At 62.2% G+C, this 22,741-nt stretch carries 23 protein-coding genes; 14 read left to right on the top strand and 9 right to left on the bottom strand.

From position 1 onward, the window contains the following. Nucleotides 1–107 precede the first annotated feature (107 nt). Nucleotides 108–1,013 (top strand): fatty acid desaturase, encoded by a 906-nt coding sequence (locus KBY73_RS02120; RefSeq protein ID WP_254935621.1) that lies wholly within the window; start codon nt 108–110, stop codon nt 1,011–1,013. Here the strand turns inward: KBY73_RS02120 and KBY73_RS02115 are convergent. Then, nucleotides 998–1,807 (bottom strand): hypothetical protein, encoded by an 810-nt coding sequence (locus KBY73_RS02115; protein ID WP_254935441.1) that lies wholly within the window; start codon nt 1,805–1,807, stop codon nt 998–1,000. The genes KBY73_RS02120 and KBY73_RS02115 overlap by 16 nt on opposite strands. A gap of 55 nt (nt 1,808–1,862) precedes the next feature. Here KBY73_RS02115 and KBY73_RS02110 point away from each other — a divergent pair, with 55 nt between their 5' ends. From KBY73_RS02110 to KBY73_RS02075, 8 genes are all read left to right on the top strand, one after another. Further along, nucleotides 1,863–2,834 carry a fatty acid desaturase gene (locus tag KBY73_RS02110; protein ID WP_254935440.1) on the top strand — a complete coding sequence of 324 codons (972 nt, stop codon included), beginning with the start codon at nt 1,863–1,865 and terminating at the stop codon, nt 2,832–2,834. 64 nt (nt 2,835–2,898) lie between these two features. Then, nucleotides 2,899–3,357, top strand: a complete 459-nt coding sequence (gene rplI, locus KBY73_RS02105; protein ID WP_106502692.1) for a 50S ribosomal protein L9 — start codon at nt 2,899–2,901, stop codon at nt 3,355–3,357. A 133-nt stretch (nt 3,358–3,490) separates the two neighbouring features. Then, nucleotides 3,491–4,885: a replicative DNA helicase gene (gene dnaB, locus KBY73_RS02100; RefSeq protein WP_254935439.1), complete on the top strand. Its 1,395-nt coding sequence runs from the start codon at nt 3,491–3,493 to the stop codon at nt 4,883–4,885. Between the two features lie 3 nt (nt 4,886–4,888). Further along, complete coding sequence (locus KBY73_RS02095; protein WP_254935438.1) at nt 4,889–5,668, top strand: hypothetical protein; 780 nt, start codon at nt 4,889–4,891, stop codon at nt 5,666–5,668. Between the two features lie 30 nt (nt 5,669–5,698). Next, nucleotides 5,699–7,669: a tRNA uridine-5-carboxymethylaminomethyl(34) synthesis enzyme MnmG gene (mnmG, locus tag KBY73_RS02090; protein ID WP_254935437.1), complete on the top strand. Its 1,971-nt coding sequence runs from the start codon at nt 5,699–5,701 to the stop codon at nt 7,667–7,669. 13 nt (nt 7,670–7,682) lie between these two features. Next, complete coding sequence (locus tag KBY73_RS02085; protein ID WP_254935436.1) at nt 7,683–8,666, top strand: hypothetical protein; 984 nt, start codon at nt 7,683–7,685, stop codon at nt 8,664–8,666. A gap of 35 nt (nt 8,667–8,701) precedes the next feature. After that, nucleotides 8,702–9,307, top strand: a complete 606-nt coding sequence (locus tag KBY73_RS02080; RefSeq protein ID WP_254935435.1) for a hypothetical protein — start codon at nt 8,702–8,704, stop codon at nt 9,305–9,307. 230 nt (nt 9,308–9,537) lie between these two features. Further along, a complete protein-coding gene (locus tag KBY73_RS02075) occupies nt 9,538–10,518 on the top strand; it encodes a polysaccharide pyruvyl transferase family protein (protein WP_254935434.1) in 981 nt (326 codons plus the stop codon). Here KBY73_RS02075 and KBY73_RS02070 read toward each other — a convergent pair. Beyond that, nucleotides 10,513–11,349: a glycosyltransferase family 2 protein gene (locus KBY73_RS02070; protein ID WP_254935433.1), complete on the bottom strand. Its 837-nt coding sequence runs from the start codon at nt 11,347–11,349 to the stop codon at nt 10,513–10,515. The two genes, KBY73_RS02075 and KBY73_RS02070, sit on opposite strands and share 6 nt — an antisense overlap. Beyond that, nucleotides 11,346–12,392 (bottom strand): glycosyltransferase family 4 protein, encoded by a 1,047-nt coding sequence (locus KBY73_RS15020; protein WP_254935432.1) that lies wholly within the window; start codon nt 12,390–12,392, stop codon nt 11,346–11,348. The genes KBY73_RS02070 and KBY73_RS15020 overlap by 4 nt, the downstream gene beginning before the upstream one ends. A 101-nt stretch (nt 12,393–12,493) precedes the next feature. Here KBY73_RS15020 and KBY73_RS02060 point away from each other — a divergent pair, with 101 nt between their 5' ends. Beyond that, nucleotides 12,494–13,123: a chorismate lyase gene (locus KBY73_RS02060; RefSeq protein ID WP_254935431.1), complete on the top strand. Its 630-nt coding sequence runs from the start codon at nt 12,494–12,496 to the stop codon at nt 13,121–13,123. Nucleotides 13,124–13,207: 84 nt separating this feature from the next. Further along, nucleotides 13,208–13,699 (top strand): hypothetical protein, encoded by a 492-nt coding sequence (locus KBY73_RS02055; protein WP_254935430.1) that lies wholly within the window; start codon nt 13,208–13,210, stop codon nt 13,697–13,699. Here the strand turns inward: KBY73_RS02055 and KBY73_RS02050 are convergent. The 3 genes from KBY73_RS02050 to KBY73_RS02040 form a co-directional block, all read right to left on the bottom strand. Then, nucleotides 13,639–14,160, bottom strand: coding sequence for a DUF1269 domain-containing protein (locus tag KBY73_RS02050; protein WP_254935429.1), 522 nt, complete (start codon nt 14,158–14,160; stop codon nt 13,639–13,641). The genes KBY73_RS02055 and KBY73_RS02050 overlap by 61 nt on opposite strands. A gap of 49 nt (nt 14,161–14,209) precedes the next feature. Then, nucleotides 14,210–14,662: a hypothetical protein gene (locus tag KBY73_RS02045; RefSeq protein ID WP_254935428.1), complete on the bottom strand. Its 453-nt coding sequence runs from the start codon at nt 14,660–14,662 to the stop codon at nt 14,210–14,212. Nucleotides 14,663–14,802: 140 nt separating this feature from the next. Continuing rightward, the gene (locus tag KBY73_RS02040) at nt 14,803–15,348 is read right to left on the bottom strand and encodes a SprT family zinc-dependent metalloprotease (RefSeq protein WP_254935427.1); all 546 of its coding nucleotides are present in this window, start codon (nt 15,346–15,348) and stop codon (nt 14,803–14,805) included. Between the two features lie 111 nt (nt 15,349–15,459). Between KBY73_RS02040 and KBY73_RS02035 the strand changes: the two genes are divergently transcribed. Further along, nucleotides 15,460–15,882 (top strand): hypothetical protein, encoded by a 423-nt coding sequence (locus tag KBY73_RS02035; protein WP_254935426.1) that lies wholly within the window; start codon nt 15,460–15,462, stop codon nt 15,880–15,882. A 10-nt stretch (nt 15,883–15,892) separates the two neighbouring features. Then, nucleotides 15,893–17,953, top strand: coding sequence for an NAD-dependent DNA ligase LigA (gene ligA, locus KBY73_RS02030; RefSeq protein ID WP_254935425.1), 2,061 nt, complete (start codon nt 15,893–15,895; stop codon nt 17,951–17,953). Between the two features lie 12 nt (nt 17,954–17,965). Here ligA and KBY73_RS02025 read toward each other — a convergent pair whose 3' ends face one another. Further along, on the bottom strand, nt 17,966–18,559 hold the full coding sequence (locus KBY73_RS02025) for a TerB family tellurite resistance protein (RefSeq protein ID WP_254935424.1): 594 nt from the start codon (nt 18,557–18,559) through the stop codon (nt 17,966–17,968). Nucleotides 18,560–18,753: 194 nt separating this feature from the next. Further along, nucleotides 18,754–19,131 carry a hypothetical protein gene (locus tag KBY73_RS02020; RefSeq protein ID WP_254935423.1) on the bottom strand — a complete coding sequence of 126 codons (378 nt, stop codon included), beginning with the start codon at nt 19,129–19,131 and terminating at the stop codon, nt 18,754–18,756. Nucleotides 19,132–19,210: 79 nt separating this feature from the next. On the opposite strand from KBY73_RS02020, the gene KBY73_RS02015 reads away from it, so the two are divergent. After that, entirely contained in the window at nt 19,211–19,366 is a 156-nt protein-coding gene (locus KBY73_RS02015; protein WP_254935422.1) for a hypothetical protein, read from the top strand. 56 nt (nt 19,367–19,422) lie between these two features. On the opposite strand, the gene KBY73_RS02010 is transcribed toward KBY73_RS02015, so the two are convergent. Then, complete coding sequence (locus tag KBY73_RS02010; protein WP_254935421.1) at nt 19,423–22,503, bottom strand: choice-of-anchor I family protein; 3,081 nt, start codon at nt 22,501–22,503, stop codon at nt 19,423–19,425. Nucleotides 22,504–22,741 lie beyond the last annotated feature (238 nt).

Raw genomic sequence — 22,741 nt, 5'->3', positions numbered from 1 at the left:
ATGTTGCCGGGCGACGCCTAGCTAGATTTCCTCCGCTGCCCAGGCGTGAATCGGGCGAGCACCACCCGGAGAGTTCTTTGGTAGTCAGCACCGATTCGGCCCAAGTTTTGGGTGCGGCCACACCCAGCGCGCTTGAGGATCAGCGCATCCGCGCTGCTGTATCCGAAAGGCGCCAACCCCTGCCGGGCCGCCAGCGCAAGTTCAAGGGGGGCACCACCAGCTTCATGCTGGCGATGCACGTGGGTGCGGTGTTTGCCCTGCTGCCGCGCTTCTGGAGCTGGCAGGCCGTGGTGGTGCTGGCGGTGCTCTATTGGACCACCGTGCTGGGGGTGACCCTGGGTCTGCACCGGATGCTGACCCACCGCAGCTTCAGTGCCCCCCTGTGGCTGGAGCACCTCCTGGTGCTGATGGGAGCCCTGGCCTGCCAGAGCGGCCCGATCGAATGGGTGGGACTGCACCGCCACCACCACAAGTATTCCGACCAACCCAACGACCACCACGACGCGGCCCGGGGCCTGTGGTGGGCCCACAGCGACTGGATGCTGCACGAAATCCCGGCCCTGCAACACGTGGGCAGGCTCACCGGCGACCTGCAGCGCGACCCCTTCTACCGCTGGCTGGATCGCTGGTTTCTGCTGCTGCAACTGCCCCTCGGCGCCGCTCTTTATTGGTATGGCGAGCTGGCCGGCGTCCATGGCGGCGGCCTGGGCCTGGTGCTCTGGGCCATCCCGCTGCGCCTGGTGATCGTATATCACGTCACCTGGCTGGTGAATTCCGCCACCCACTTCTGCGGCTACCGCAACTTCAATTCACCGGATCTATCGCGCAATTGCTGGTGGGTGGCAATCTTGAGCTTCGGCGAGGGCTGGCACAACAACCACCACGCCTTCCCCCACTCAGCGCGCCACGGCCTGCGCTGGTTTGAGTTCGACATCACCTGGCAGCACATCAAGCTGCTGCGCAAGCTGGGCTGGGCCAAGCGAGTGCGGGAAGCGAGCTACAACCCCTCCTGAGGGCTGACTGGCGGAGCCTGGAGCTGCTGCCTAATTGCAGCGGCTAGATCCAGTTTTGCCATGGCGCCGGTAGCCGTTAAACCCATGGCTTTGGCCTGCTGGCGCAGCAGCTCAAGAAACTGATCCGGCTCCAGCTCCGCCTCACCCGTCGCCCCAAGCCGAGCCAGGGTGAGGCGCAGATCTGGGAGTTCGCTATCGAGCTCAGCTGCCGAAAAATCGCGCTGGCCTGCCATCACTTCGGCAAACCGCTCCCGCCGCTGCCGCTTCTCGACCGTATAGGCAGCCAGCACCGGCTCGCGGCACAAACGCCAGGGCCGCCCCGCCGTGAACAACTGGGCCAGGGCCGCACTCAAGGGCACCGCCTCGGCTTCATCGATACGCAGATCAAAGGCCACCGGCGGCTGGCGCAGGCCCACAAACACCTCCAGCAGTTCGCCGGGCCCCAGCACCGGAGCGCCCTCGTCCTGCACGGGCAGGGCGGAGGTTTCCAGGGCCGCCACCAGCTCGGGGCTGTCGGCCAGGCGCTGGCGCAGGCCGTCGCCCAGGCTGCCGCCACGCACCTCGCGGGCCAGCAGCTGATTGATACGACCAAGGGCCAGGAACACCTCCGGGCCGGGGGAGGCCAGCTTGCCGTTGCGCAGCATTGAGAGCTGGGAGTTGTGGACCCGGCCCAGATCGAGGACCTCAGCCAGGGCCGGCAACACCCGGTGCGACCAGCCGTTGCGCTCGTGCCACACCTTGATCAGATGGGCAAAAGCGACCCGGCCCGATAGGAGATCTTCCCGGTATCCCACGCGATATGGATCCGTATTGCTACTATTCTACCGATCAGTATGGAGTCGGTCCGTTATGGCCGCACCAGTTAGTCCCAGCGCACCAGCCACCCAGCGCCTTGCCACCCGCAAGCCCGCCTTCATCAACCAAGGCGTCAGCGGCCAGCGCCGCGCCGAGGCCCTGCACCGGCCGCGCCATGGCGAAGCCGCTAGCACCCAGGGGTCGAAAACCACCCCCTGGGTCACCATCGGCTTCATGGCCGTCATCCATGTGCTGGCGCTGGTTGCCCTGCTGCCCCAGTTCTGGAGCGTGCCGGCCTTGGCCAGCTTCCTGGTGCTCTATTGGGTCACCGCCTGCCTGGGCGTGACGATCGGCTACCACCGCATGCTCAGCCACCGTGCCTTCCGGGTACCCCAGTGGCTGGAGCGTTTCTTCGCCACCTGCGGCGCCCTCAGCTGCCAGCACGGTCCGATCGACTGGGTGGGCCTGCACCGCCACCACCACAAGTTTTCCGATACGGAAGTGGACCACCACACCAGCCTGAAGGGCTTCTGGTGGAGCCACATGGCCTGGATGCTCCAGCCCATCCCCGCCATGGCTGCCGTGCCCAGGTTCACCGGCGATATCGCCAGAGATCCCTACTACCGCTGGTTGAACACCAATTTCCTGTTGCTGCAGGCGCCCCTAGCGGCCCTGCTGTTTTGGATCGGCACCGCCACTGGCGCTGGTGGCTGGGCCCTGGTGCTCTGGGGCATCCCCCTGCGCCTGGTCGTTGTTTACCACTGCACCTGGCTGGTGAATTCAGCAACCCACCTTTGGGGCAGCGTTGCCCACGACAGCGGTGACGGCTCCAAAAACAACTGGTGGGTCGCGGCGCTCACCTTCGGCGAGGGCTGGCACAACAACCACCACGCCTTTCCCCACTCGGCTCGCCACGGCTTTGGCCCCCAAATCGATCTCACCTGGCAGCACATCCGCCTGATGCGCTTCCTGGGCCTGGCCAAGCACGTACGCCTGCCCGCAGCCGCTGCACCTCAGCGGACCTGAGGCCTGATCACCCCCTGATTTAAGGTGTTAGATCGGGTCTTGATCAATCTCCTAATTATTTGCCATGGCTAAGCGCGTTCAAGTCGTCCTCAACGCCGACGTTCTCAGCCTGGGAAAGAACGGTGATCTGGTGGAAGTAGCCCCCGGCTACGCCCGCAACTTCCTGGTTCCCACCGGCAAGGCCCAGCCCGTCACTGCAGCTGTGCTGCGCCAGGTGGAAGCGCGCCGCGCCAAGGAGGCGGAGCGTCAGGCTGCCCTCAAGGCTGAGGCGATCGCCTTCCGCACCGCCCTCGACACGATCGGCCGCTTCACGGTCAAGAAGCAGACTGGCGGCGACGACGTGCTGTTTGGCACCGTTACCAACGGTGACGTGGCCGAAGCGATCGAAGCTGCCACCAAGAAAGAGGTCGATCGCCGCGACATCACGGTGCCCGAAATCCACCGCACCGGCTCCTACAAGGTCCAGGTGAAACTCCACCCCGAAGTCACCGCCGAGCTCAACCTGGAAGTCGCCAGCTTCTGAGGCCAAAGTCAGCAGTTGAAACCCCAGGGATAGGGCAGCTTGTGTGTTGAACCCCCACCGGTAGGGCCCGTGGGGTGGCCAAATAGCGCCGCGGCGCTCAAGATTGCCCTCCTGGCTAAGCGCCCCCAAGATCATGGTGAGCGTTCCCCTCAACCAATCCAGCAGCCGCGAATCCCGTTCAGACGGGCGCTCGGAAGCCCGTTTTGAGGCCCTGCCCGATTCGGTGCCGCCCCAGAACCTCGAAGCCGAAGAGGCCGTGCTGGGCGGCATCCTGCTGGACCCAGACGCCATCGGCCGCATCGCCGACGTGCTGCAGGCCGAGGCCTTTTATCTCGGCGCCCACCGCGAGATCTACCGCACGGCGGTGATGTTGCACAGCCAGGGCAAACCCACCGACCTCACGGCGATGTGCGCCTGGTTGGCGGACACCGGTGTCCTGGAGAAGGTTGGCGGTCAGGGCCGGCTGGTGGAGCTGGTGGAGCGCATCACCTCGACAGCCTCGATCGACCAGGTGGCTCGCCTGGTGATGGACAAGTTTTTGCGGCGCCAGTTGATTCGCTCCGGTAACGAGGTGATCGCCCTGGGCTTTGATCAGAGCAAGCCGATGGAGCAGGTGCTCGATGAGGCCGAGCAAAAGATCTTCGCGATCAGCCAGGAGAAGCCCAGCACCGGCCTCACCCCCACAGCCGAGATCCTCACCAGCACCTTCAACGAGATCGAGAGCCGCTCACTGGGCACCGCCGTGGCCGGCATCCCGTGCAACTTCTACGACCTTGATGCCATCACCCAGGGCCTACAGCGCAGCGACCTCATTATTGTGGCCGGCCGGCCGGCGATGGGCAAAACCTCAATCGTGCTCAACATCGCCAAAAACGTCGCCCAGCTGCACCAGCTGCCGGTGTGTGTGTTCTCCCTGGAGATGAGCAAGGAGCAGCTCACCTACCGCCTGCTGTCGATGGAGGTGGGCATCGAAAGCGGACGGCTGCGCACCGGCCGGCTGCAACAGGAGGAGTGGCCCCTGCTGGGCCAGGGCATTAACAGCCTCGGCCAGCTGCCCCTTTTCCTCGACGACAAACCCAACTCCGGCGTGCTGGAGATGCGTTCCCTCTGCCGCAGGCTCATGGCCGAAACAGGCAAGGAGCTGGGCCTGATCGTGATCGACTACCTGCAGCTGATGGAGGGCTCCACCCCCGACAACCGGGTGCAGGAGCTCAGCCGCATCACCCGGGGCCTCAAGGGCATGGCCCGCGAGCTCAACGTGCCGGTGATCGCCCTTTCCCAGCTGAGCCGCGGCGTCGAATCGCGCACCAACAAGCGCCCGATGCTCAGTGACCTGCGCGAATCGGGCTCGATCGAGCAGGACGCCGACCTGGTGCTGATGATCTACCGAGACGAGTACTACAACCCGGAAACCCCCGACCGGGGCATCACCGAAGTGATCGTGACCAAGCACCGCAACGGCCCGGTGGGCACAGTCAAGCTGTTGTTTGAGCCGCAGTTCACCCGCTTCCGCAACCTGGCGGCTTGAGCGGTGCCGCCTACGCAAGCGCCCCTCAAAGTAGTGACGGTGCAAACCGGCGATCGCTACCCCGATCTTTGGGTGAGCCGGCTGGCGGCGATGGTGGCCAGGCAGTTGGGTGAACCCCATCACTTCATCATCTACACCGAAAGGCCCGAACCAGGTCGCTTTGGCGAGCCGTCCGCCAGCCATCAACAGCTGGTGCAACAGGACCTAGAGGAGGGCAGGCTGCGGGGCTATTTCAGCAAGCTGCGCCTGTTTGATCAGGCCCTCACGGGCAGCGATCCCTTCCTGTTTCTCGACTCCACGCTGGTGATCAGGGCCGACCTAGCCCCCCTAGTGGAGCTCGGCCGCAACGCAAGCGCCAGCCTGATGGGCGTGCGCGACTGGAACTACCCGATCCTCAATTCCTCGGTGCTGTGGTGCCGGCCCGACGCCCACACCCAGGCGGTATGGCAGTGCTGGCAGGAGGGCCGCTACGCCGGAGCGTATTTTGCTGGCGACCAGAACTTCATCTTCCGTGTCTTCCAGGAGCTGGCGCCGGCAGCTCTTGCCTATTGGCCTGAAGAGCTGGTGCGCTCCTACAAGGTCCTGCGCAAGCTCGCCAGCCGCGATGCCGCCGCCGCCCAAAGCCAGCTGGAAGCCTGCACCATCCTCAAATTCCACGGCCGGCCCAAGCCCGAGGAAGTGCTGCACCCCTGGCGCCATCCCCACCGCACGATCCTGCGCCATCCACTCCAGCCCAAGCTCTGGGGCTACCTCGCCGGCGAGATCCGCAAACACTGGCACTGAAAAAGGCAGGCTTGGCTCTTAAATAAACAAATGCCGTTCAGCACCCCAGCCAGCCAGACGTGCGTCGAACCCTGCACCGAGCACTTCGACTTGATCGTGGTGGGCGGCGGCCACGCCGGCTGTGAGGCCGCCATCACCGCCGCTCGCCTAGGGCTAAACACGGCCCTGTTTTCGCTCAACCTCGATCGCATCGCCTGGCAGCCTTGCAACCCGGCGGTGGGCGGTCCAGCCAAGAGCCAGCTGGTGCACGAGGTGGATGCCCTCGGCGGCGTGATCGGCCGGCTGGCCGATGCCACGGCCCTGCAGAAGCGGGTGCTCAATGCCAGCCGCGGCCCTGCTGTGTGGGCCCTACGCGCCCAAACCGACAAGCGCCAGTACGCCCGCCAGATGCTGCAGCTGCTGCAGCACACGCCAAACCTGGCCCTGCGCGAAGCGATGGTGACCGGGCTGGTGGTGGCGGGCACCCCCGGCGAGGACGCCCGCATCAGCGGCATCAGCACCTACTTCGGCAGCAGCTACGGCGCCGCCGCCGTAATCCTCACCACCGGCACCTTCCTGGGCGGTCAGATCTGGGTGGGCAACCAGTCGATGAGCGCCGGCCGGGCAGGAGAGCAGGCCGCCGTTGGCCTCAGCGAAGCCCTCGAGGCGCTGGGCTTCCAGATGGGCCGGCTCAAAACTGGCACCCCAGCCCGGGTAGACCGGCGCAGCATCGCCCTCGACCAACTTGAAGAGCAGCCAAGCGATGCCGTAGATCGCTTCTTCTCCTTTGATCCGGCCTCCTGGGTGAGCGGCGAGCAGATGAGCTGCCACATGACCCGCACCACGGCAGCCACCCACCAGCTAATCCGCGACAACCTGCACCTCACCCCCATCTACGGCGGCTTCATCGACAGCAAGGGCCCCCGCTACTGCCCCTCAATCGAAGACAAAATCGTGGGCTTCGCCGACAAGGAAAGCCACCAGATCTTTCTCGAACCCGAGGGCCGCGACACGCCTGAGATTTACGTGCAGGGCTTCTCCACCGGCCTGCCGGAGCGGCTGCAGCTCGAGCTGCTGCGCACCCTGCCGGGCCTGGAGCAATGCGTGATGCTGCGGCCCGCCTACGCCGTCGACTACGACTACCTGCCCGCCACCCAGCTCAAGCCGTCGCTGGAAACCAAGCGGGTAGCCGGGCTGTTTTGCGCCGGCCAGCTCAACGGCACCACCGGCTACGAGGAAGCCGCGGCCCAGGGCCTGGTGGCTGGCCTCAACGCCGCCCGCCTGGTGCGCGACCAAGCGCCGGTGCACTTCCCCAGGGAGGGCAGCTACATCGGCACCATGATCGACGACCTGATCAGCAAGGATCTGCGCGAGCCCTACCGCGTACTCACCAGCCGCAGCGAATACCGGCTGGTGTTGCGGGGCGACAACGCCGACCGGCGCCTCACCCCCCTAGGGCGGGAGCTGGGCCTGATCGACGAGCAGCGCTGGGCCATCTACACCGCCAAACAACAAGCCATCAGCGGCGAAAAACAGCGCCTGGAATCGGTGCGGCTCAAGGGCAGCGACCCGGCCGCCGCCGCCGTGGAGGCCCAGACCCAAGCGCCCATCAGGGGATCGATAACCTTGGCCGACCTGCTGCGCCGCTCCGGCTTCCACAGCAGCGATCTGGTGCGGCTAGGCCTGGCGCCGGCGGAGTTGCCAAGCGACGTGCGTGAGGGCGCTGAGATCGACATCAAATACAGCGGCTACCTGGCCCGTCAGCAGCAGCAGATCGACCAGGTGAAAAAGCAGGAGCACCGGGCCTTACCAGCAGACGTGGATTACGCCACCATTGCCACCCTTTCAAAGGAAGCCCGCGAAAAACTCAACTCAATCCAACCCCTCAGCCTCGGCCAAGCCGCCCGCATCCCCGGGGTTAGCCCTGCCGACGTCACGGCCCTGCTGCTCTGGCTGGAGCTACGCAAACGCCAAAACTCGTCAAGTCAGCAAAGGGCCGGTAATCTTGATCTCATTAGGTAAGAGGTAGCAGCAAGTGAGTCCGGTACGAGGCATCCCTACCTCCCGGGCCTACTGGGAGCTCAAGGCAGAGCAGGTGCTCAATCGGGTGTTCGAACCCGAAAAGCCGATTGAGGTGGAGGTCTGCGACACGCCTGCAGCATTTTCCGATGCCGGCAGCATCCCCGTAGAGCTGCATGACCTGCCGCCAGCAGCAGTCTCTAACGCTGCTCCGTCTAATTCTGATGCGTCTCATTCTGCTGCGTCTAAGCCCCCTGCCTCCAGGCCAGCCCCAGCTAAACAACCAACTTCCAAACCAAAGCCAGCTTCAGCAAGGCGCCGCCCAGCCTCGGCGGCCAAACCCTTGCAGCGGCTTGCAGATCAGGTTGGCCGCCAGCCCAGCCTGCTGCTGGCAGGAGCCAGTGTGACGGTGATGGTGGTAGCAGGGATGGCCCTGGCCGTGCTCGGCCTCTGGAACCAGAGCCAGCAGGCCATCCGCCAGGAGCGCAACATGCTGCTGATCGAGCGGCTGCGCACCATGGGGCCCGGCACAACCCCAGCCCAAGCAAACGAGCCCGCCCAGGCAGCCGTCGCAGTTGGGGCAGGGGAAGACGGAGAGCTGCCCCCACCGCCGCCAGGCGAACCCTGGATGGAAGAGCTGGCAACCCTGCCAGCCAGCAGCGCCCCAGCAGCCGACGTACTCAAAGTGCCCATCAATAGCCGCATCACCAGTCCGGCACCGGCTGCCACCGGCTCAGCCAGCAGCACTGGGGGCAGCGCCTCGAGTGGTGGTGGTGGAAATAGTGGCGGTGGTGGTAACGCTCCCCAGCTCGTGGGAGTGGTGCAGGTGCCAGGGCAAAGCGGCTCAGCAATCTTTCAATTGGGCGGCAGCTCTACCAGCGCCGCCGTGGGCGAGAGCATCGGCAGCAGCGGCTGGCGCTTGCGCTCTGCCAGTGGTGATACGGCGGTCATTGAAAAGGGCGGCGAACAACGCCGCATCAGCATCAGCAGCGGCTACTAAGAACCCTTTCCCCAAGTCCCACCAAGTAGCCAGACATGGATGAGATAGCCATTGTTGGCAATGGCGCACTAAAACAAGCTGATCTAACCGCAATCGAGCAGGCAAATCTGATAGTTCGCTTCAACTCACCCCCCCCGAGCCATATATACGGAGCCGCGAAAACCGACATCCTCGTACTTTCGAATTCATCCAAGCAAACCAGTCAGCTTTTAGGATGCAGCCAATACATCAAAGGACCAATATTTAGACAAGCTAAATCCCTAATGCTTCCCTATCACCCCCAAATAATTGCTAAATACATGCCAAAACCAAATCCCGTTTCCTGGCTAAAGGGGAGACGGGCCGACCTCACTCAGCAATGTAAAGACCTGGCAAGCCAGCACCAAAAGCCTTGCATAACTCTGAGCGCAGAGGCCTACCAGAAAGCTTGCCAGGCCCTTCAGATTGAGGGCATGGGGCTACGCAGCAGATTCCCAAGCAGCGGCTTGTTAGCCGTAAGGCATATTGTTGACCTGCATGCAAAGAGATCCAATATCAGACTATTTGGCTTTGGCTTCCAAGGCTGGAAGCGACACGACTGGAGCCGCGAAAGAGCGTACATTGAAAATTTAGCAGCGAACCAAGTACTAAACCTTAACTAATGCCAATGCGTCGAATTAAGGCCCTATTCATTAATGATACGGACGGCCGAGAGAATGTCGGCTGCCGGCTAACAAGCCGCTTACTTAAGCGAAATCTGACTCAGGCTTTTGCGCTCAATGGCTTAGAACTTCAGCTAATCCCAGCGCCATGGCGATTTGGGCGAAGTGTTGGGATTCAAATAGCATCTAGGCTCCTCATGGCAGACATGAGAAAACCAAGTCTTGCCGGAATGAACGCCCTTGCGGCCCATGAATATGGCGAATATTGCGTTAGAACACTAGGGTCTTATGATTTAGCCATCTTCCAGCCAGAGGGAACAGTTAACGAGTGGGATGGGCCGATGCGCATGCTCAGACTACTCTCCCTCCCCCTTTTATTTGGCAAGGCATATACGGCACCCCTAATTACAATAAACGGAACCTTCCCACTATTTAGCGACGAAAGATCGCAGCTCATTAAAACACTAATAAACTGGTCAGCACACTTCTCCGTGCGCGATCAATTCAGCGCAGAGACTTACAAAGTCAACTTTGTTCCCGATGCCGCCTGCTCGTGGCAGCGCGCAAATATCAAACCACTATCTGATCGCACCCATCTACTGATAACCACCAGCGCCGGCCTTAACCGACAGGCCAATATTGAAACTGCAAGGCGGGCAATCGACTACTGCAAGCACTCCGGTCATTTGCCACTCGTGCTCACAAAGCAATGGCAAGATCTACTGCCTTTACGAGATACAATTTTAGAGCTTGGCGGTGAATTTTGCTATTATGAAGAACTGGAAGATGCAGCAGAAAAAATCTCTAAATGCCGGCTTCATATCGGCGGTCGCTATCACATGGCAATTCTATGCGCCTGCATGGATGTACCCTCTTTTCTAGTTGCTGCCAATACCCACAAAAATGAGTGGCTAGCTCGCGATTCCCAGGGAATTACCCTCCTGGCGAATACAGGCCCAATAGCAGAAACAATCGAAGTAGAGCTGCAAAAGCTTTCACACGGCGACGTTATGCAAGGGATGCGCCAGCTAGGCAAAAAGCACACCCTGGAAGTATCAAAATTTGCCGAGATTTTTTCGCTCGGCCAATTAACTAAGGCTAGCCCTAAAGATGCCACCTCCTATGACTTTAATGAATTGAGCACTTGCTGGCCTGGCGGCTCGAAACAATTAATTCAACGAACTCTTAGTGGTTTGAGAAATAAGTCATAGCCACTGATCTAAGCCAAGCTCAGCTCGCTTGATACGCAACCTGCGGGTCTCGGCACGTAACTCCTTGCTGCGATCCAGCATTTCAGGTGTGACATAACTATGGCGATGAAACAAATGCACAGGCACCGTAGAAAATCTTAGATGGCGCCCCCTAATGCCAGAGAAATTAAGTCGCCAGCCAAATTCCACGTCTTCGCCTCCATATTGCATCTGCTCATTAAATCCATTAACGGCAATAGCATCTGCTCGATAGCAGGAGGAATTGTGTCCGTTCCAAGTTCGCTTCGTGGGAGTAAGACGATTAGCAAGTCGATCGAATGGCGCCACAAGCATTAGCTTGAGTAGCGATGCAGATGGCTGCAAACCATTACTGACCAGCCAAGCCGGCTTAAATACGCGACCCTGCTTAATATCCTCGAGCGAAATCAGGTGCGAAAGCGATTCTGGCAACTTAAAATAGCCACCAGTGAGAAAACTGCCAAAGCGCGCCCGCTCAGCATGCAGCTTCACCATATGAGGTTGGGGCACGCAGTCGCCATCAGTCAATAGCAGCAGCTCACCGGCGGACTTGGCAATTGCTTTATTGAGAATTCTACATTTCTGAAATCCTTGATCAGGCTGCCAGACGTGTATTAAAGGCACTGGACTGCGGCGACTCAGAGCTTCAATCAGTCGGCCCGTTTCGGCGGTCGAACCGTCATCGGCAACAATAATCTCAAAGGAACCATTAAAGCTTTGCAGAAAATAGCCCTCTAATACAAATTTAAGCCAACTCGGCGAATTATATGTGGAAATAATGACGCTTACATCTGGCCTGGCAGCCGCTCTCATTGCTGCTGACTCCTCGATTTGGTTAAGGACGTGGAGTACAGGGAATTGATCTGAGCCGCCTCCTCTTCAATAGAGAACTCCTGAAGCGCGACCATGCGGGCTTTCGCTGACATTACCTGGAGACGCCCTTCATCACTCATCAAGTCGCGAAGTGCGGCTGCCAACTGCAGGTGGTCACCGTTTTCGAAAATAAGACCAAATTCAGGCCGCACAATCCACGGCCAAGCTCCAGCCTGGGATGTGACCGGTACACAACCACTGGCCATAGCCTCCAGCGGGGTGAGGCCAAACCCTTCACGGCGCGATGCTGCAACACAAATCGAGGCCCGTTGATACCAACGCCGTATATCGACAGGATCAAGATCTCCCACAAAATGAATTCTTTGCTCTAGGCCAGCCAAGGCAATCTGCCGTCTTAAAGCGGCAAGATAAGCCTGATCACGGCGTTGACAAAGGCCCGTAATCACCCCCACCCAGCCAGGAAACTCGGGCAATAACGCAACCAATGCCTCCACCAGCAAATCAGTGCCCTTGCTGGGTCGGATTCGGCCAAAGCTGGCTATGCACTTGAGGCCTTCCATCCCCACTTCGGCCAGAGCTGCCTCTCGGTTTGCTGCAGGCTGAAACTGCTCGCAATCGACACCGTGAAAAATCACGGCATCACAACGCTCAAGAAAGCCAGCTGATCGGGGCGATGTTGCGATCACCAAATCAGTGCAGCGGATCAACTGGCGCAACCACCAACCTGGTCGCTTTGGCGCTGCAGAGGTGAAGATCACCTGCCAGGGCTGACGCAGTAGGGAGCGCAGGACCAAACCCAGCAAGATCTCATTGTCACGACGCGCGTGCCAGATACGCCAGGGCCCTTTGTGGGGACTAGTCCAGCCCCAGCGCAGCAGGGCCCAGAGACCCAAACGGTCGGGCAATTCCAGGTTGCCTTGATCCCAGAGCCCAATTGCCAGGGTCTGGCGCTGACGCGGCAGCAGTGCCTTCACCGTGGCCGAAACGCCCGTGTAGCGGCGATGCAGGTTGAGCACGACCACGTCTGGAAGCATGCAGTTCGCCTCCTCCAGGCAGTTGCAAAGATTCTGACGAACGGGCAGCGTTCACGCTGGGCTAGCGAGCCTGATCAGGATGGGCCCAGATGATTGCGGAGCCCTCCGGCGTGAATCCCGGCAATTCCCTGATGGCCTCGCCCGTTCCAGTTGACGGCTGGGGGCAGGAAAACCTGCTGGGCTCCACGCTTGCGGCCAGGCTCAGCGGCCCCTGGCGGCTGCTGCTGCTGGGTGATGGCAGCCCCACCCGGCACCTGGAGTCGCTCACGGGCAAGCCGGTGGAGATCGAGCTGATCGCCATGGCGCCTGAGCCAGCCGGCCCCAGCACCGGCGCGCCACCGCCCCCCGAAATCGTCGAGCTCGATGGCCCCCTGCTGCGGCGTCAGGTATGGCTGCGCTGCGGCGACAAGACCCTGGCCTGGGCAGAGAGCTGGTGGAATCAAAGCCAGGCCGACGCCTACCTGCAGCAGCGGGAGCTGCCGATCTGGCGCAGCCTGACGGTCAAGCGAGCTGAACTGTTCCGCGAGGTGGATGGCCTGGCCCTTGTTGCTGCTCCCTGGCTGGAGCAGCGCTTTGGCTTGCCGGGCCCCTTCTGGAGTCGCCACTACCGCTTCTTCCGCGGCGGCAAGGAGCTCACCGTGATTCGGGAGGTGTTCTCACCAGCCCTTGAGCACTGGCTGGGCCCAGCCAAGCTTTGTCACGATTTACAAACTCAGTAACGGCTTACAGCAATTCGAGGTTGACGGATTGACGCGCCTAGTGCTGTGCCCAGCATGGGGCCACTTGCGCCGGGGAGCCTGGCCATGACTACAAGCCTCTGGTTGAGCCTCACCGACCTCGGCCGCATCTACGGCATATCCGCCGTTCATTGCGGCCGGCTACTCAGCGATGCCGGCCTGCGCCAGCAGAACGGTGCCCCCAGCAGTACGGCCCTGCAACAGGGCCTGGCCTATCAACACCATCCCCATACCAGCTGCCCCAACGCCGTTTGGAACGGGGAAGGCTGCGCAACCCTGCTGCAGGAGCAGGGTCTGCGGCCCATGGCCGAGCGCAACCTGATCGACCAATGGGCAGACCTGCTCAGCGCCTTGGAGCAGGGGTCACCCTCGATCAACACCTCCGCCGAGGAAATGGCCAGCGACCTACCTGCAAATCTGGTTACCCAGGTGAATCAGGAGCTGCGCCAGCGGGGCTGCAACTTTCAGGTGGGAGCCCGCACCCCCAGCCCATCGGCTCAACCCAAGCGCAGGGCCTCTGCCTGCAGGCGCGCCCGCTCCAGCAGCTCCCGCAACTGATCCTCGTCGGTATGGCTGAGGTTGCTGCGTAGCAACTTGGCGTGGGGAGCATGGGCGCGCAGGCGCTCAATCACCCGATCAGGCGTGGCTTCCCGTACCAGCAGGCACAGGGCCGCGCTGCCTCGGGGCAGGGTCTCGCCCAGCTCGCGCATGAAGCCATCGTTGATGCCGATGTCGGAAAGGGAGCCCGAGGCTGCGCCCACGCCCGCGCCCACCGCAGCACCCAGCAGGGGATTGAGAAACAACAGGCCCACCAAGGTGCCCCAAAAGCCACCGCCTAGGGCGCCAGCAGCGGTGAGATTGATGGCCTGACGCAGGTGCACCTGGCCCTCGCTGTCGTGCTCCAGCACCACCGCATCCTCTAGGGCAATCAGCTGCTCACGCTGAATGTCCACCAGCTCGCGCCGCACCTGTTCGGCTTCTTCCGCCTTCGGAAAGCCAACCACCACAAGGCTGCCCATCTTGTAAATGCATTTGAGGCCAACCTAACCAGCTTGCCGGAGTGGGCCCTCAGCCACCAGCTCGGCGTCTGCTGGAGCGGGGCATGGCCCGCCCCGTGAGCTGGGACTGAGCTGGGGGCTGGGTTTGGGGCGCACTGGGCGGCTGCCGCTGCCAACGGGGCAGGACGAAAGCGTCATCTTCGGGCCATTCTTCCTGCTCCCTTGCTTGCCTGGGCTGGCCCTGGGGTGGCGCGGCACTGCGACGAGAAATGGCATCAAGGCGGCGGCGCGGCCGGTCCTGGGAACCCAGTTCAGGGCGAGTCTCCTGCCAGGGCTCTCGCCAGTCGTCCTCGTCTTCAAGGATCCAATCGAGCTTGTTTTCCACCCAACGACCCAGGCCATCGAGCCGGCGGCCTTCACCCCGGTTGCCGCTGCGAGAGCCTGGGCGGGCGCCCGAGACGCCATCTACCAGCTGGCGGCCCGCACTCACCAGGCGATCTAGGTCTTTCCAGGATTCAGGCATGGTCCCAGGCTAAAGATCCAGCTAGCGACGACGACTCGCCAGCCAGCGCTCCCGGCCCATCCCCACCAAGGCAATGGTGAGGCCTCCGAATTCCAGGGTCCAGAGGAAAACGCCCATGGCAGTGCCGTGCTGCCGGGACCTTAGGTCGCCTGCTCAAATCGCAACAGACAACTGGCGTGCCAACGGCCGCCGTGCAGCCGATCGCAACAGAAGCGGCAGGCCAAACCCTGCACCCGGCGGCGGTAGGGGGCGCTGACGCCGCAATTGGGGCAACAGGCCAGCCAGCGGGGCGCCCTGGTGCTGGCGGGCACGGGATAGCGGTGGCGGATGCTCACCTTGAAGCCAGCCTGGGCGCCGTTGATAGCGGCCATGCGGGCGCGGAAGTGGGGGCCATGGGCCTCCTCGACACCCACCACCCGATCCACCCAGGCATGGATCATTTCGTGGCAGAGGGTGCTGAGGGTGGCTTCCTGGGGCAGGGGATCAAGCAGGGGCCGCGAAAGCACGATTTCGCACAGGGGCCGGCCATCGGCATGGCGTCCGCGCCGGTAGAGCCCGGCGGTGCGGCGCATGCGGCCGTCGCTCCAGCGCAGATCCACTAACCGCTGACCAGCAGGCGCCAGGCTGCCGTCAAACCATTCCCGGTCGAGCCGGTGAAACAGCGGCAAGAGAGGCTCAAGGGGCATGCCACCAGGCTGCACAGGGGCTGGGCGCATTGTGCCGAGCCCAGGCGCCAGGTCTCAAGCTGCAGGGTCGTCGGTCAGACTCTGCACCTCTCAAGCGCAGCTGGAATCGAGATGGATTGGGGTATCGCCCGCGAGATCGGCACCAAGGCCCTAGCGGCCGGCGCAGGCTCCCTGCTGCTCTTCTGGACCGTGAACGCCGTGAAGCTGGTGCTCAGCGCCCGCGGCATCAACCCACTGATCAAGCAGTTCTTCACCCAGGTGGCCAGCGGCCAGGTGGACGGCGCTTACATGCTCACCACCAAGAACTACCGATCCCACGTCAACCGGCAGCAGTTCATCCGCTTTCTGGCGGGACTGCAGCTCAACAAATATCGCAACCTCAAATCCGGCCGGCCCCGGCTTGATGAAGGCCAGCTGATCCTCACGGTGAAGCTCAAAAGCGATGGCAAGGACGAGCTGCCCCTCGACTTCACCTTCGTCAAAATCGAAGAGCAGTGGCGGGTAGACCGGATCACCAAGCTCGCAGCGGCCTGATTCAGTTGCCGTGAGCGCCGCTCCCCCCAACCAGGCCCGCGCCGGCGAACTGAGGCGGCTGCTGCAAAGAGCCGCCTACGCCTACTACGTGCTGGATGCTCCAGAAATGGAGGATTCGGTCTACGACGGGCTCTACAAAGAGTTGCTGGAGCTGGAAGCAGCCCAGCCGGAGCTGATCACCCCAGATAGCCCTAGCCAGCGGGTGGGGGGCACTCCGGCTGAGGGGTTCAGCAGCGTGGAGCACCGCATCGGCCTGCTCAGCCTCGACAACGCCTTCAACCCGGGCGATTTAGAAGCCTGGTATAGCCGGCTGCTCAAGGTGCTCGACCGCACGGGCGATCTCGCCATGGTGGGGGAGCTGAAAATCGACGGCAACGCCCTGGCCCTCAGCTACGAGCATGGCCTGTTGGTGCAGGCCGCCACCCGGGGCGACGGCGAGCGGGGCGAACAGATCACCGCCAACGTGCGCACCATCGCCTCGGTGCCCCTACGGCTGCAGCTCGAGAACCCACCAGCCTGGGTGGAGGTGCGCGGCGAAGCCCTGATCCCCGATGACACCTTTGCTGCCATCAACGCCGAGCGGGCGGCCCGCGGCGAGGCCCTGTTTGCCAACCCCCGCAACGCCTGCGCCGGCACCCTGCGCCAGCTGGATCCAAAAGTGGTGGCGGCGCGGCGGCTGGATTTCTTCGCCTACACCCTGCACCTGCCGGAGGAATGGCAGTCAGCTGGGGGGGACCCGCCGCGGCCCAGCAGCCAGTGGCAAAGCCTGCAATGGCTGCAGGCCGCAGGCTTCAAGGTGAACCCCAATGCCGAGCTGCTGCCGAATCTGGCGGCGGTGCAAGCCTTCTTCAGCGCCTGGGACACGGGCCGCCGCGCCCTGCCTTATGCCACCGATGGCGTGGTGGTGAAGCTCAACGACCTGCGCCTCCAGGACGCTGCTGGCTTCACCCAAAAGGCACCTCGCTGGGCGATCGCCCTGAAATACGCCGCCGAGGAGGCGCCGAGCATCCTGCTGCGGCTAGCCTGCCAGGTGGGGCGCACCGGGGTTGTAACCCCCGTGGCCGAATTTGAGCCGGTGCCCCTGGCCGGCACCACCGTGAGCCGAGCCACCCTGCACAACGCCGGCCGGCTGGCGGAACTGGATTTGCACGCCGGCGACACAATCGTGGTGCGCAAGGCCGGCGAGATCATCCCCGAGGTGGTGCGGGTGCTGAGCGAACTGAGGCCAGCGGGGGCCGTGCGGCTGGAGCTGCCCCAGGTATGCCCCGAGTGCGGCTCGGAGCTGGTGCGGGAGGAGGGCGAAGCGGCCACCCGCTGCGTCAATTCCAGCTGCCCGGCGATCCTGCGCGGCGCCCTGCGCCACTGGGTGAGCAAGGGGGCCCTGGATGTGGATGGCCTGGGAGCCAAGCTGATCGAGCAGCTGGTGGATCGGGGTCTGGTGGGCTCGATCGCCGACCTCTATGGCCTCGATGGGGCCCTGCTGGCCAGCCTGGAGCGCATGGGAGCCAAGAGCGCCGACAACCTAGTGGTCGCCCTGGCCGCATCCAAACAGCAACCATGGCACCGCCAGCTCTACGGCTTGGGCATCCACCACGTGGGCGAGGTGAACGCCAAAGCCCTGGCCAAGGCCTTTCCTAGTGCTGCTGATCTGGCGACCGCCACGGCCAACACACCCGAGTCGATCACCGCCGTGTTCGGCATTGGCGCTGAAATCGCCCAATCGCTGCAGCAGTGGTTTGCCACCCCCGCCAATCAACTGCTGCTGGAGGATCTGGAGCGGCTGGGCTTCTCGCTGGCAGCCGGGCCCGAGGAGCCTGGAACTGGGCCCGAGACGCCCCTAACCGGGCAGACTTTTGTGCTTACAGGCAGCCTGCCGTCTTTGAGCCGCAGCGCCGCCCAGGCCCTGATTGAGGCTGCCGGTGGCAAGGTGAGCGGCTCGGTTAGCAAGAAAACCAGCTACGTAGTGGCCGGGGTGGAGGCCGGCAGCAAGCTCAGCAAGGCCGAGAGTCTGGGGGTGGCGGTGCTGGATGAAGCGGGGCTACTGGAGCTGCTCAAGGCTGGATCTGGTTAAGGCTGGATCTGGTTAAGGCTGGAGCAGGGCGATCACTTCAGCCATAGATCCCTCCTCATCGCCATCAAGGGTTTCCTTCACCTCAATGAGCTGCCTGCAAAGCTGCACGATCTGATTTTTTAGCGATGCATCCAGCAGCGCAAGCCGTTGCGTGGCCAGCCTGAAATCATCGCGATTTGGCACAGGCTTCCAGGCCAGATCATGGGCGATCTCTTCAACTTGCAAGGCTCCACCTGTAAATCGGCCCGCCAGGTAGTGGGCAATTAGTTCTTTTTCGCGCCGCTGCAAAACTCCATCGGCACGCCCCACATATAAAAGAACGGCCAATTCATCTTGGTGGCTTTGATAGAGACGGTCAAGCTGTCCCTGCTGACTAGCAGCATGGCTGGCCTCAAGAAAGGCGGGCAGATCATCGATCCGTTCGCCACTCTGCAAATCCAAACAGCGCTGCAGCGACTGGCTATTGAAATCCAGAAAACGCTTAAGTAGCTGACAGTGAGCTCCCAGAATTGCCTGATCTCCCTGCTTGCTAAGGCGATAGCGCTTGACGCGGATCTGCCCCCTCAAAGTTGTGCCATCAAGCTGAAGGTGATCAACCTCCAGCAACAGATTAATCGGTCGATCGGGCTGCCATTGCCCTAAATCGAAGGAGGTTGGCGCAGCAAAAGTTTTCTCGGCTAGGGGTTGCTCGGCTAGAGGTTGCCCGCCTCGGGGCCGGCGGCGTGAACGCCGAGCACCCAGTAACCACAAAAGCAAGTCGATGGCCCTAGCCCCAAGCAGGAAAAAGTTATGGGCAAAGATTAGGGATCAGACAGCGCTTCGGCGGGCCGCAACGCATCACTGCCGCAGCGCACACAAAAGCGGTGCTGGCCCGTTTGGCTGTAACCGCACTTGCCGCATACCTGCAGCACAGGCGCCACATTGCGCCCATCGGCAACCCCATCGCTCAAATCAAGCTCGGCCACCTTCTCCAGCAGCTGGGCTTCACTGAGCAGCCCTCCAGCCGCCAAGCTTTGCCTCAGCGCCTCAACGATGAGGGCAAGCCGCTGCATGCGCTCCTCAACGCCTACTAGGTAGGCAGTGAGGGCCTCCGGCGAGCCGATCTGACTTAGATCCGGGGGCTGGGGGGCTCGATCGATAGCCAGCCAATCCCAGGCGCTGGGTTGCGGGGGTTTCATCAGCTGTGAGCGCTCTACCCACTTAAGGCCCAAAAGCGAACCACAGTTCCCCTAAGGGGCTGCGCGGCAAGATGGCTTCATGGACCATCCCCTGCCGCAGGCCTACCGCTGGATCAAAACGGAGTGCGGCCGCGCCAAATACGACCAGCTCGCCGCCCAGCAGGGGCTGCTGGCAAAGCTGAGGCTGGCTTGGTTTGTGCTGATCGCAGCGCTGCGCGATTGGCGGCTGCCCTAAGGCAGGCAATAAAAAAGCCCCCCTTTCGGGGGGCAAGTGAATCCGAGCTGGAGAACTCAGATGGTTTGTTGAATCAGATCGATCTGACCACCTTCCCCCAAGTAGCCGGAGCCGCCGATGTTGCCGTCCTTGATGCTGTGGGCCTGAACATTGGCCAGGAAGTAAGACCCAGCTGTGGAGTCGTAAATCGCCGAGACATCGATAATGCCCGAAGACTCCCAGTTGCCAACGCCATTGGTGTCTGGGTTGGTGTAGGTGGGCTGGGTCTGCCCATAATCCGTAGGAAAGACGGTGCGGTCGATCTGGGCCCAGCGGGTGGGATCCCCAATGGAGTCACCGGTGATCGAGTCGATTTCCAGCTGCCAGATCGAGGCCTCCTGGGTGCCGAAGTTGCCGGCGCTGATGTCAGTGCCGCCGCCGTTGGCCCGGTCCTCCTGGAGGTAGGCAAAACCATCGGCACTGATGGTCATGTTGTCGGGGTTGCGGAGACCCGTGGTGGGGTCATCCAGCAGATCGCCGTCATAGACAACCTTGAGCACCGATTCACCAGAGGCGGCAACCAAGCCATCACTGCCGAAGGCGGCACTGAAATCCAGGGTGTAGACGTTGCCGTAAAGATCACCCTTGTTGAAATCAGCCGTACCGGTGGATACGAACACCGCCTGCTGGCTGTTGAGAGGATTCACCTCGCCGTCTTCGATCCGGCTGAGCTGCAACGCACCGGCATTGACCGCCAATTCGCGCAGGGCGGGAGCGCCCAGACTGGCGTAATCGGCATTAAGGCTTGCCAGATCAACCCAGCTGCCGTTGATGGCTGTATTGATGCCATTCACCTCGGTGAAGGCGAACAGATCGGAAGAGTCCGGGCCTGTGCTCGCACCAGTCTCGTAACCATCGAGCGCCGTGGTGACGTAGGTGTAAAGCGTCCCCTGGCTAGCTGCCAGGCCATTGCGCTCCAGGAAGCTGGCATCCGCAGCCGCGCTCTTGGTGCCCACCCACATGTAGAGAGGCGCCTTGGCATCGTCAAACAGCAGCACGGCCACCGTGTCGGTGCTGCCGGTGTCGATGCTTGTGGCCGACTCCCAGGTGCCCTTGCCGAAGCCCAACACCTCGTGGATGGCGCGGCCATTCACATCAAGGGCAAAGAAGGAGCCACCAGCACCCACGAACTCCTCTTCACCCACTAAGTAGATGCGATCGGCAAAGCCCATGTCTGCACCAAAGCTGTTGGCTTCCACCAGATTTGCGGCGCAGAAGCGCTTGAATCCGGCACCAAGATCGGCAGCCTCATCGATCGCCGTGTCTGAGCCATCGAGGTAGATGCTGTCGTAGGCCAGGCCACCGGCAATCACGGCACTCTGGTAGCCGTTGCTGGCGTCATCGTCGACGTCCTTATCGATCACCAGGCTGCTAACGCGGGCGCCAGTGAAGCCACCCTCAACCCCAGGCAGCAGGTAGCCATAGCCGCTGGTGGAACCGAGCTCGCTATTGACCAGGAGGGTATAGGTGCCATCGCCATTGTCGTAAGCACCCTGGCCATCAAAGATGCTGGTGGGAGCGTAGACGCTGTCGCCCGGGTTTAGGCCATTGGTGAATTCACCGGCCGTGAGCAGGCTGGTGATCTGCAGCTCCGGGCCACCCTCCACATCCTTGAGCATGGTGCTGGTGAAGGTGCCGGCACCGGCCACAGGAGGCGCCGCGATCAGGGCCTCGAGGTCGAAGATGTTGAGAGTGTTGGAGATTTCGTTAGACACCACCAACTGCGTGCGGCCCGTGGGGCTCTGCTTGGCATCTACCACCAGCAGGCCTTCAGGTGAAATACTTCCGGCGATCACCGTGCTGGTCACAAACTGACCGGCGGTGGGATCGCTCACGTCGAACACGGCCAGCATCGAGCTGACGCCCCGCTCCAGCGAGACGATGGCGTAGGTGCGGCCGTCCACCTTGGCGACCACCACGCCCTCGGGTTCCGCGCCCTTGTCGTCACTGCGGCCGTCGTCGTACACACCGGCAGCGAAGGCAATCGTCTGCAGGGTGTTGCCGCTGTCCCAGAGCATGGCACCGGTGTCGGCATCGAAGATGGTGATGCTGCGGCTGCCGAAGGTGGTGGTGAGATCAGTACCGACATTGGCGTCATCCGTCAGACGCTTGACCCGATTGGCGTTGCCGGAACCGCGGGCTTCGTCTGTGTAGGTGCCGTACTCACGGCCATCACCCTCGTTGGCGGTGATGAAGTAGTCCTTACCCTTGACGCTGTAGGCAGCGATGCCGTCGGCCATGCGCAGGCCCTCATAGTCCTGGCCCAGCATGGGCTTGAAACCACCATCCTTGTCGCTCAGATCCACCAACTGGGTGCTGTAGTCGACCGTTCCCAGGGAGAAGATCTTCTCGATCGTGTTGGTGGCCAGATTCACCTTTGCCACGCCATTGTTCTCTTGCAACGTCACGTAGGCGTAGATGCCCTGGATCGCGACGTATTCAGGCTCGATGTCGGTGGCCTGGGTGGTACCCGTGGGGCCGGAGATGCGGATGCCCTCCGGCAGGGCAACATTATCAAAGAGAAGATCGGTATAGGTGAAAACAGGGTTCACGCGACCCTGAATGTCAATGATGCCGATGCTGCCAGGGCGATCCAGGGTGTAGCCAGCCGCAGGCTGACCTTCATTGGCAATCACCAGCTTGGTGCCAGTTTCATTGAAGGCGATCCCATCAGGCAGATAGCCAACAACAACATCGGCAATCTGGGTGAGCGTGCCGTTGACGCCGACGCGATAGAAGCGCACCAGGCCCTTGCCGCCGGTGGTGTCGTAGTCGGCCGGCGACAGGGCCACAGCCAGGAGATCGCCGTAGCTGGCTACTGATGTGGAGACGTAGCCGTCGCCATAGGACTCACGGCCCACCAGCTCTGGCTGGGTGGCATCGGTGGCATCAGTCACCTGCAGGGTGCTGCCGCCGCCGCTGGAGAGCACAAACAACTTGCCGCCGATCGTGACGGTGGCGGAAATTTCGGTCTGGAACTGTTCGCCCGAGGTGCCAGTGGGCGTCAGGTTGAGAGTTCCCAGCAGGGGAGCTGCGGGAGCTTCTGCAGGCTGACCAGGGAATGCATTGCTGTTGGCCAGAGCCGGGGCAGCAGGCACTGCTGCTGGTGCGGCAACAGGCACTGATACTGGTGCGGCTGCAGGTGCTGGTGCGACTGCAGATGCTGCTACTTGAACGGCACTCTCAGATTTGCGGGCAGATGCCTGGACTTCGAAATTGACGCTGGATTTGGCCTTGGGGGCGGGAGCCATGGGTCAGACAAATTCGGTCTGACATCACCGTGGCTTGAGCACCAGCCCCCGCTGTTTATGGCCTGGTTAGGAATTTAGGCAAAAT

Source organism: Cyanobium sp. Tous-M-B4 (assembly GCF_024345395.1).
Lineage (GTDB): Bacteria > Cyanobacteriota > Cyanobacteriia > PCC-6307 > Cyanobiaceae > Cyanobium_A.
Note: the sequence above shows the minus strand (reverse complement) of the source record. Positions and strands in the feature narration are given on the sequence as shown.

Coding starts and splice junctions, on each gene's coding strand:
- dnaB (WP_254935439.1), top strand. CDS start 3,491: ATGGTGAGCGTTCCCCTCAACCAATCCAGCAGCCGCGAATCCCGTTCA.
- KBY73_RS02035 (WP_254935426.1), top strand. CDS start 15,460: ATGGATTGGGGTATCGCCCGCGAGATCGGCACCAAGGCCCTAGCGGCC.
- KBY73_RS02050 (WP_254935429.1), bottom strand. CDS start 14,160: ATGGGCAGCCTTGTGGTGGTTGGCTTTCCGAAGGCGGAAGAAGCCGAA.
- KBY73_RS02040 (WP_254935427.1), bottom strand. CDS start 15,348: ATGCCCCTTGAGCCTCTCTTGCCGCTGTTTCACCGGCTCGACCGGGAA.
- KBY73_RS02070 (WP_254935433.1), bottom strand. CDS start 11,349: ATGAGAGCGGCTGCCAGGCCAGATGTAAGCGTCATTATTTCCACATAT.
- mnmG (WP_254935437.1), top strand. CDS start 5,699: ATGCCGTTCAGCACCCCAGCCAGCCAGACGTGCGTCGAACCCTGCACC.
- KBY73_RS02055 (WP_254935430.1), top strand. CDS start 13,208: ATGACTACAAGCCTCTGGTTGAGCCTCACCGACCTCGGCCGCATCTAC.
- KBY73_RS02080 (WP_254935435.1), top strand. CDS start 8,702: ATGGATGAGATAGCCATTGTTGGCAATGGCGCACTAAAACAAGCTGAT.
- KBY73_RS02015 (WP_254935422.1), top strand. CDS start 19,211: ATGGACCATCCCCTGCCGCAGGCCTACCGCTGGATCAAAACGGAGTGC.
- KBY73_RS02045 (WP_254935428.1), bottom strand. CDS start 14,662: ATGCCTGAATCCTGGAAAGACCTAGATCGCCTGGTGAGTGCGGGCCGC.
- KBY73_RS02110 (WP_254935440.1), top strand. CDS start 1,863: ATGGCCGCACCAGTTAGTCCCAGCGCACCAGCCACCCAGCGCCTTGCC.
- KBY73_RS02060 (WP_254935431.1), top strand. CDS start 12,494: ATGATTGCGGAGCCCTCCGGCGTGAATCCCGGCAATTCCCTGATGGCC.
- KBY73_RS02020 (WP_254935423.1), bottom strand. CDS start 19,131: ATGAAACCCCCGCAACCCAGCGCCTGGGATTGGCTGGCTATCGATCGA.
- rplI (WP_106502692.1), top strand. CDS start 2,899: ATGGCTAAGCGCGTTCAAGTCGTCCTCAACGCCGACGTTCTCAGCCTG.
- KBY73_RS02075 (WP_254935434.1), top strand. CDS start 9,538: ATGAACGCCCTTGCGGCCCATGAATATGGCGAATATTGCGTTAGAACA.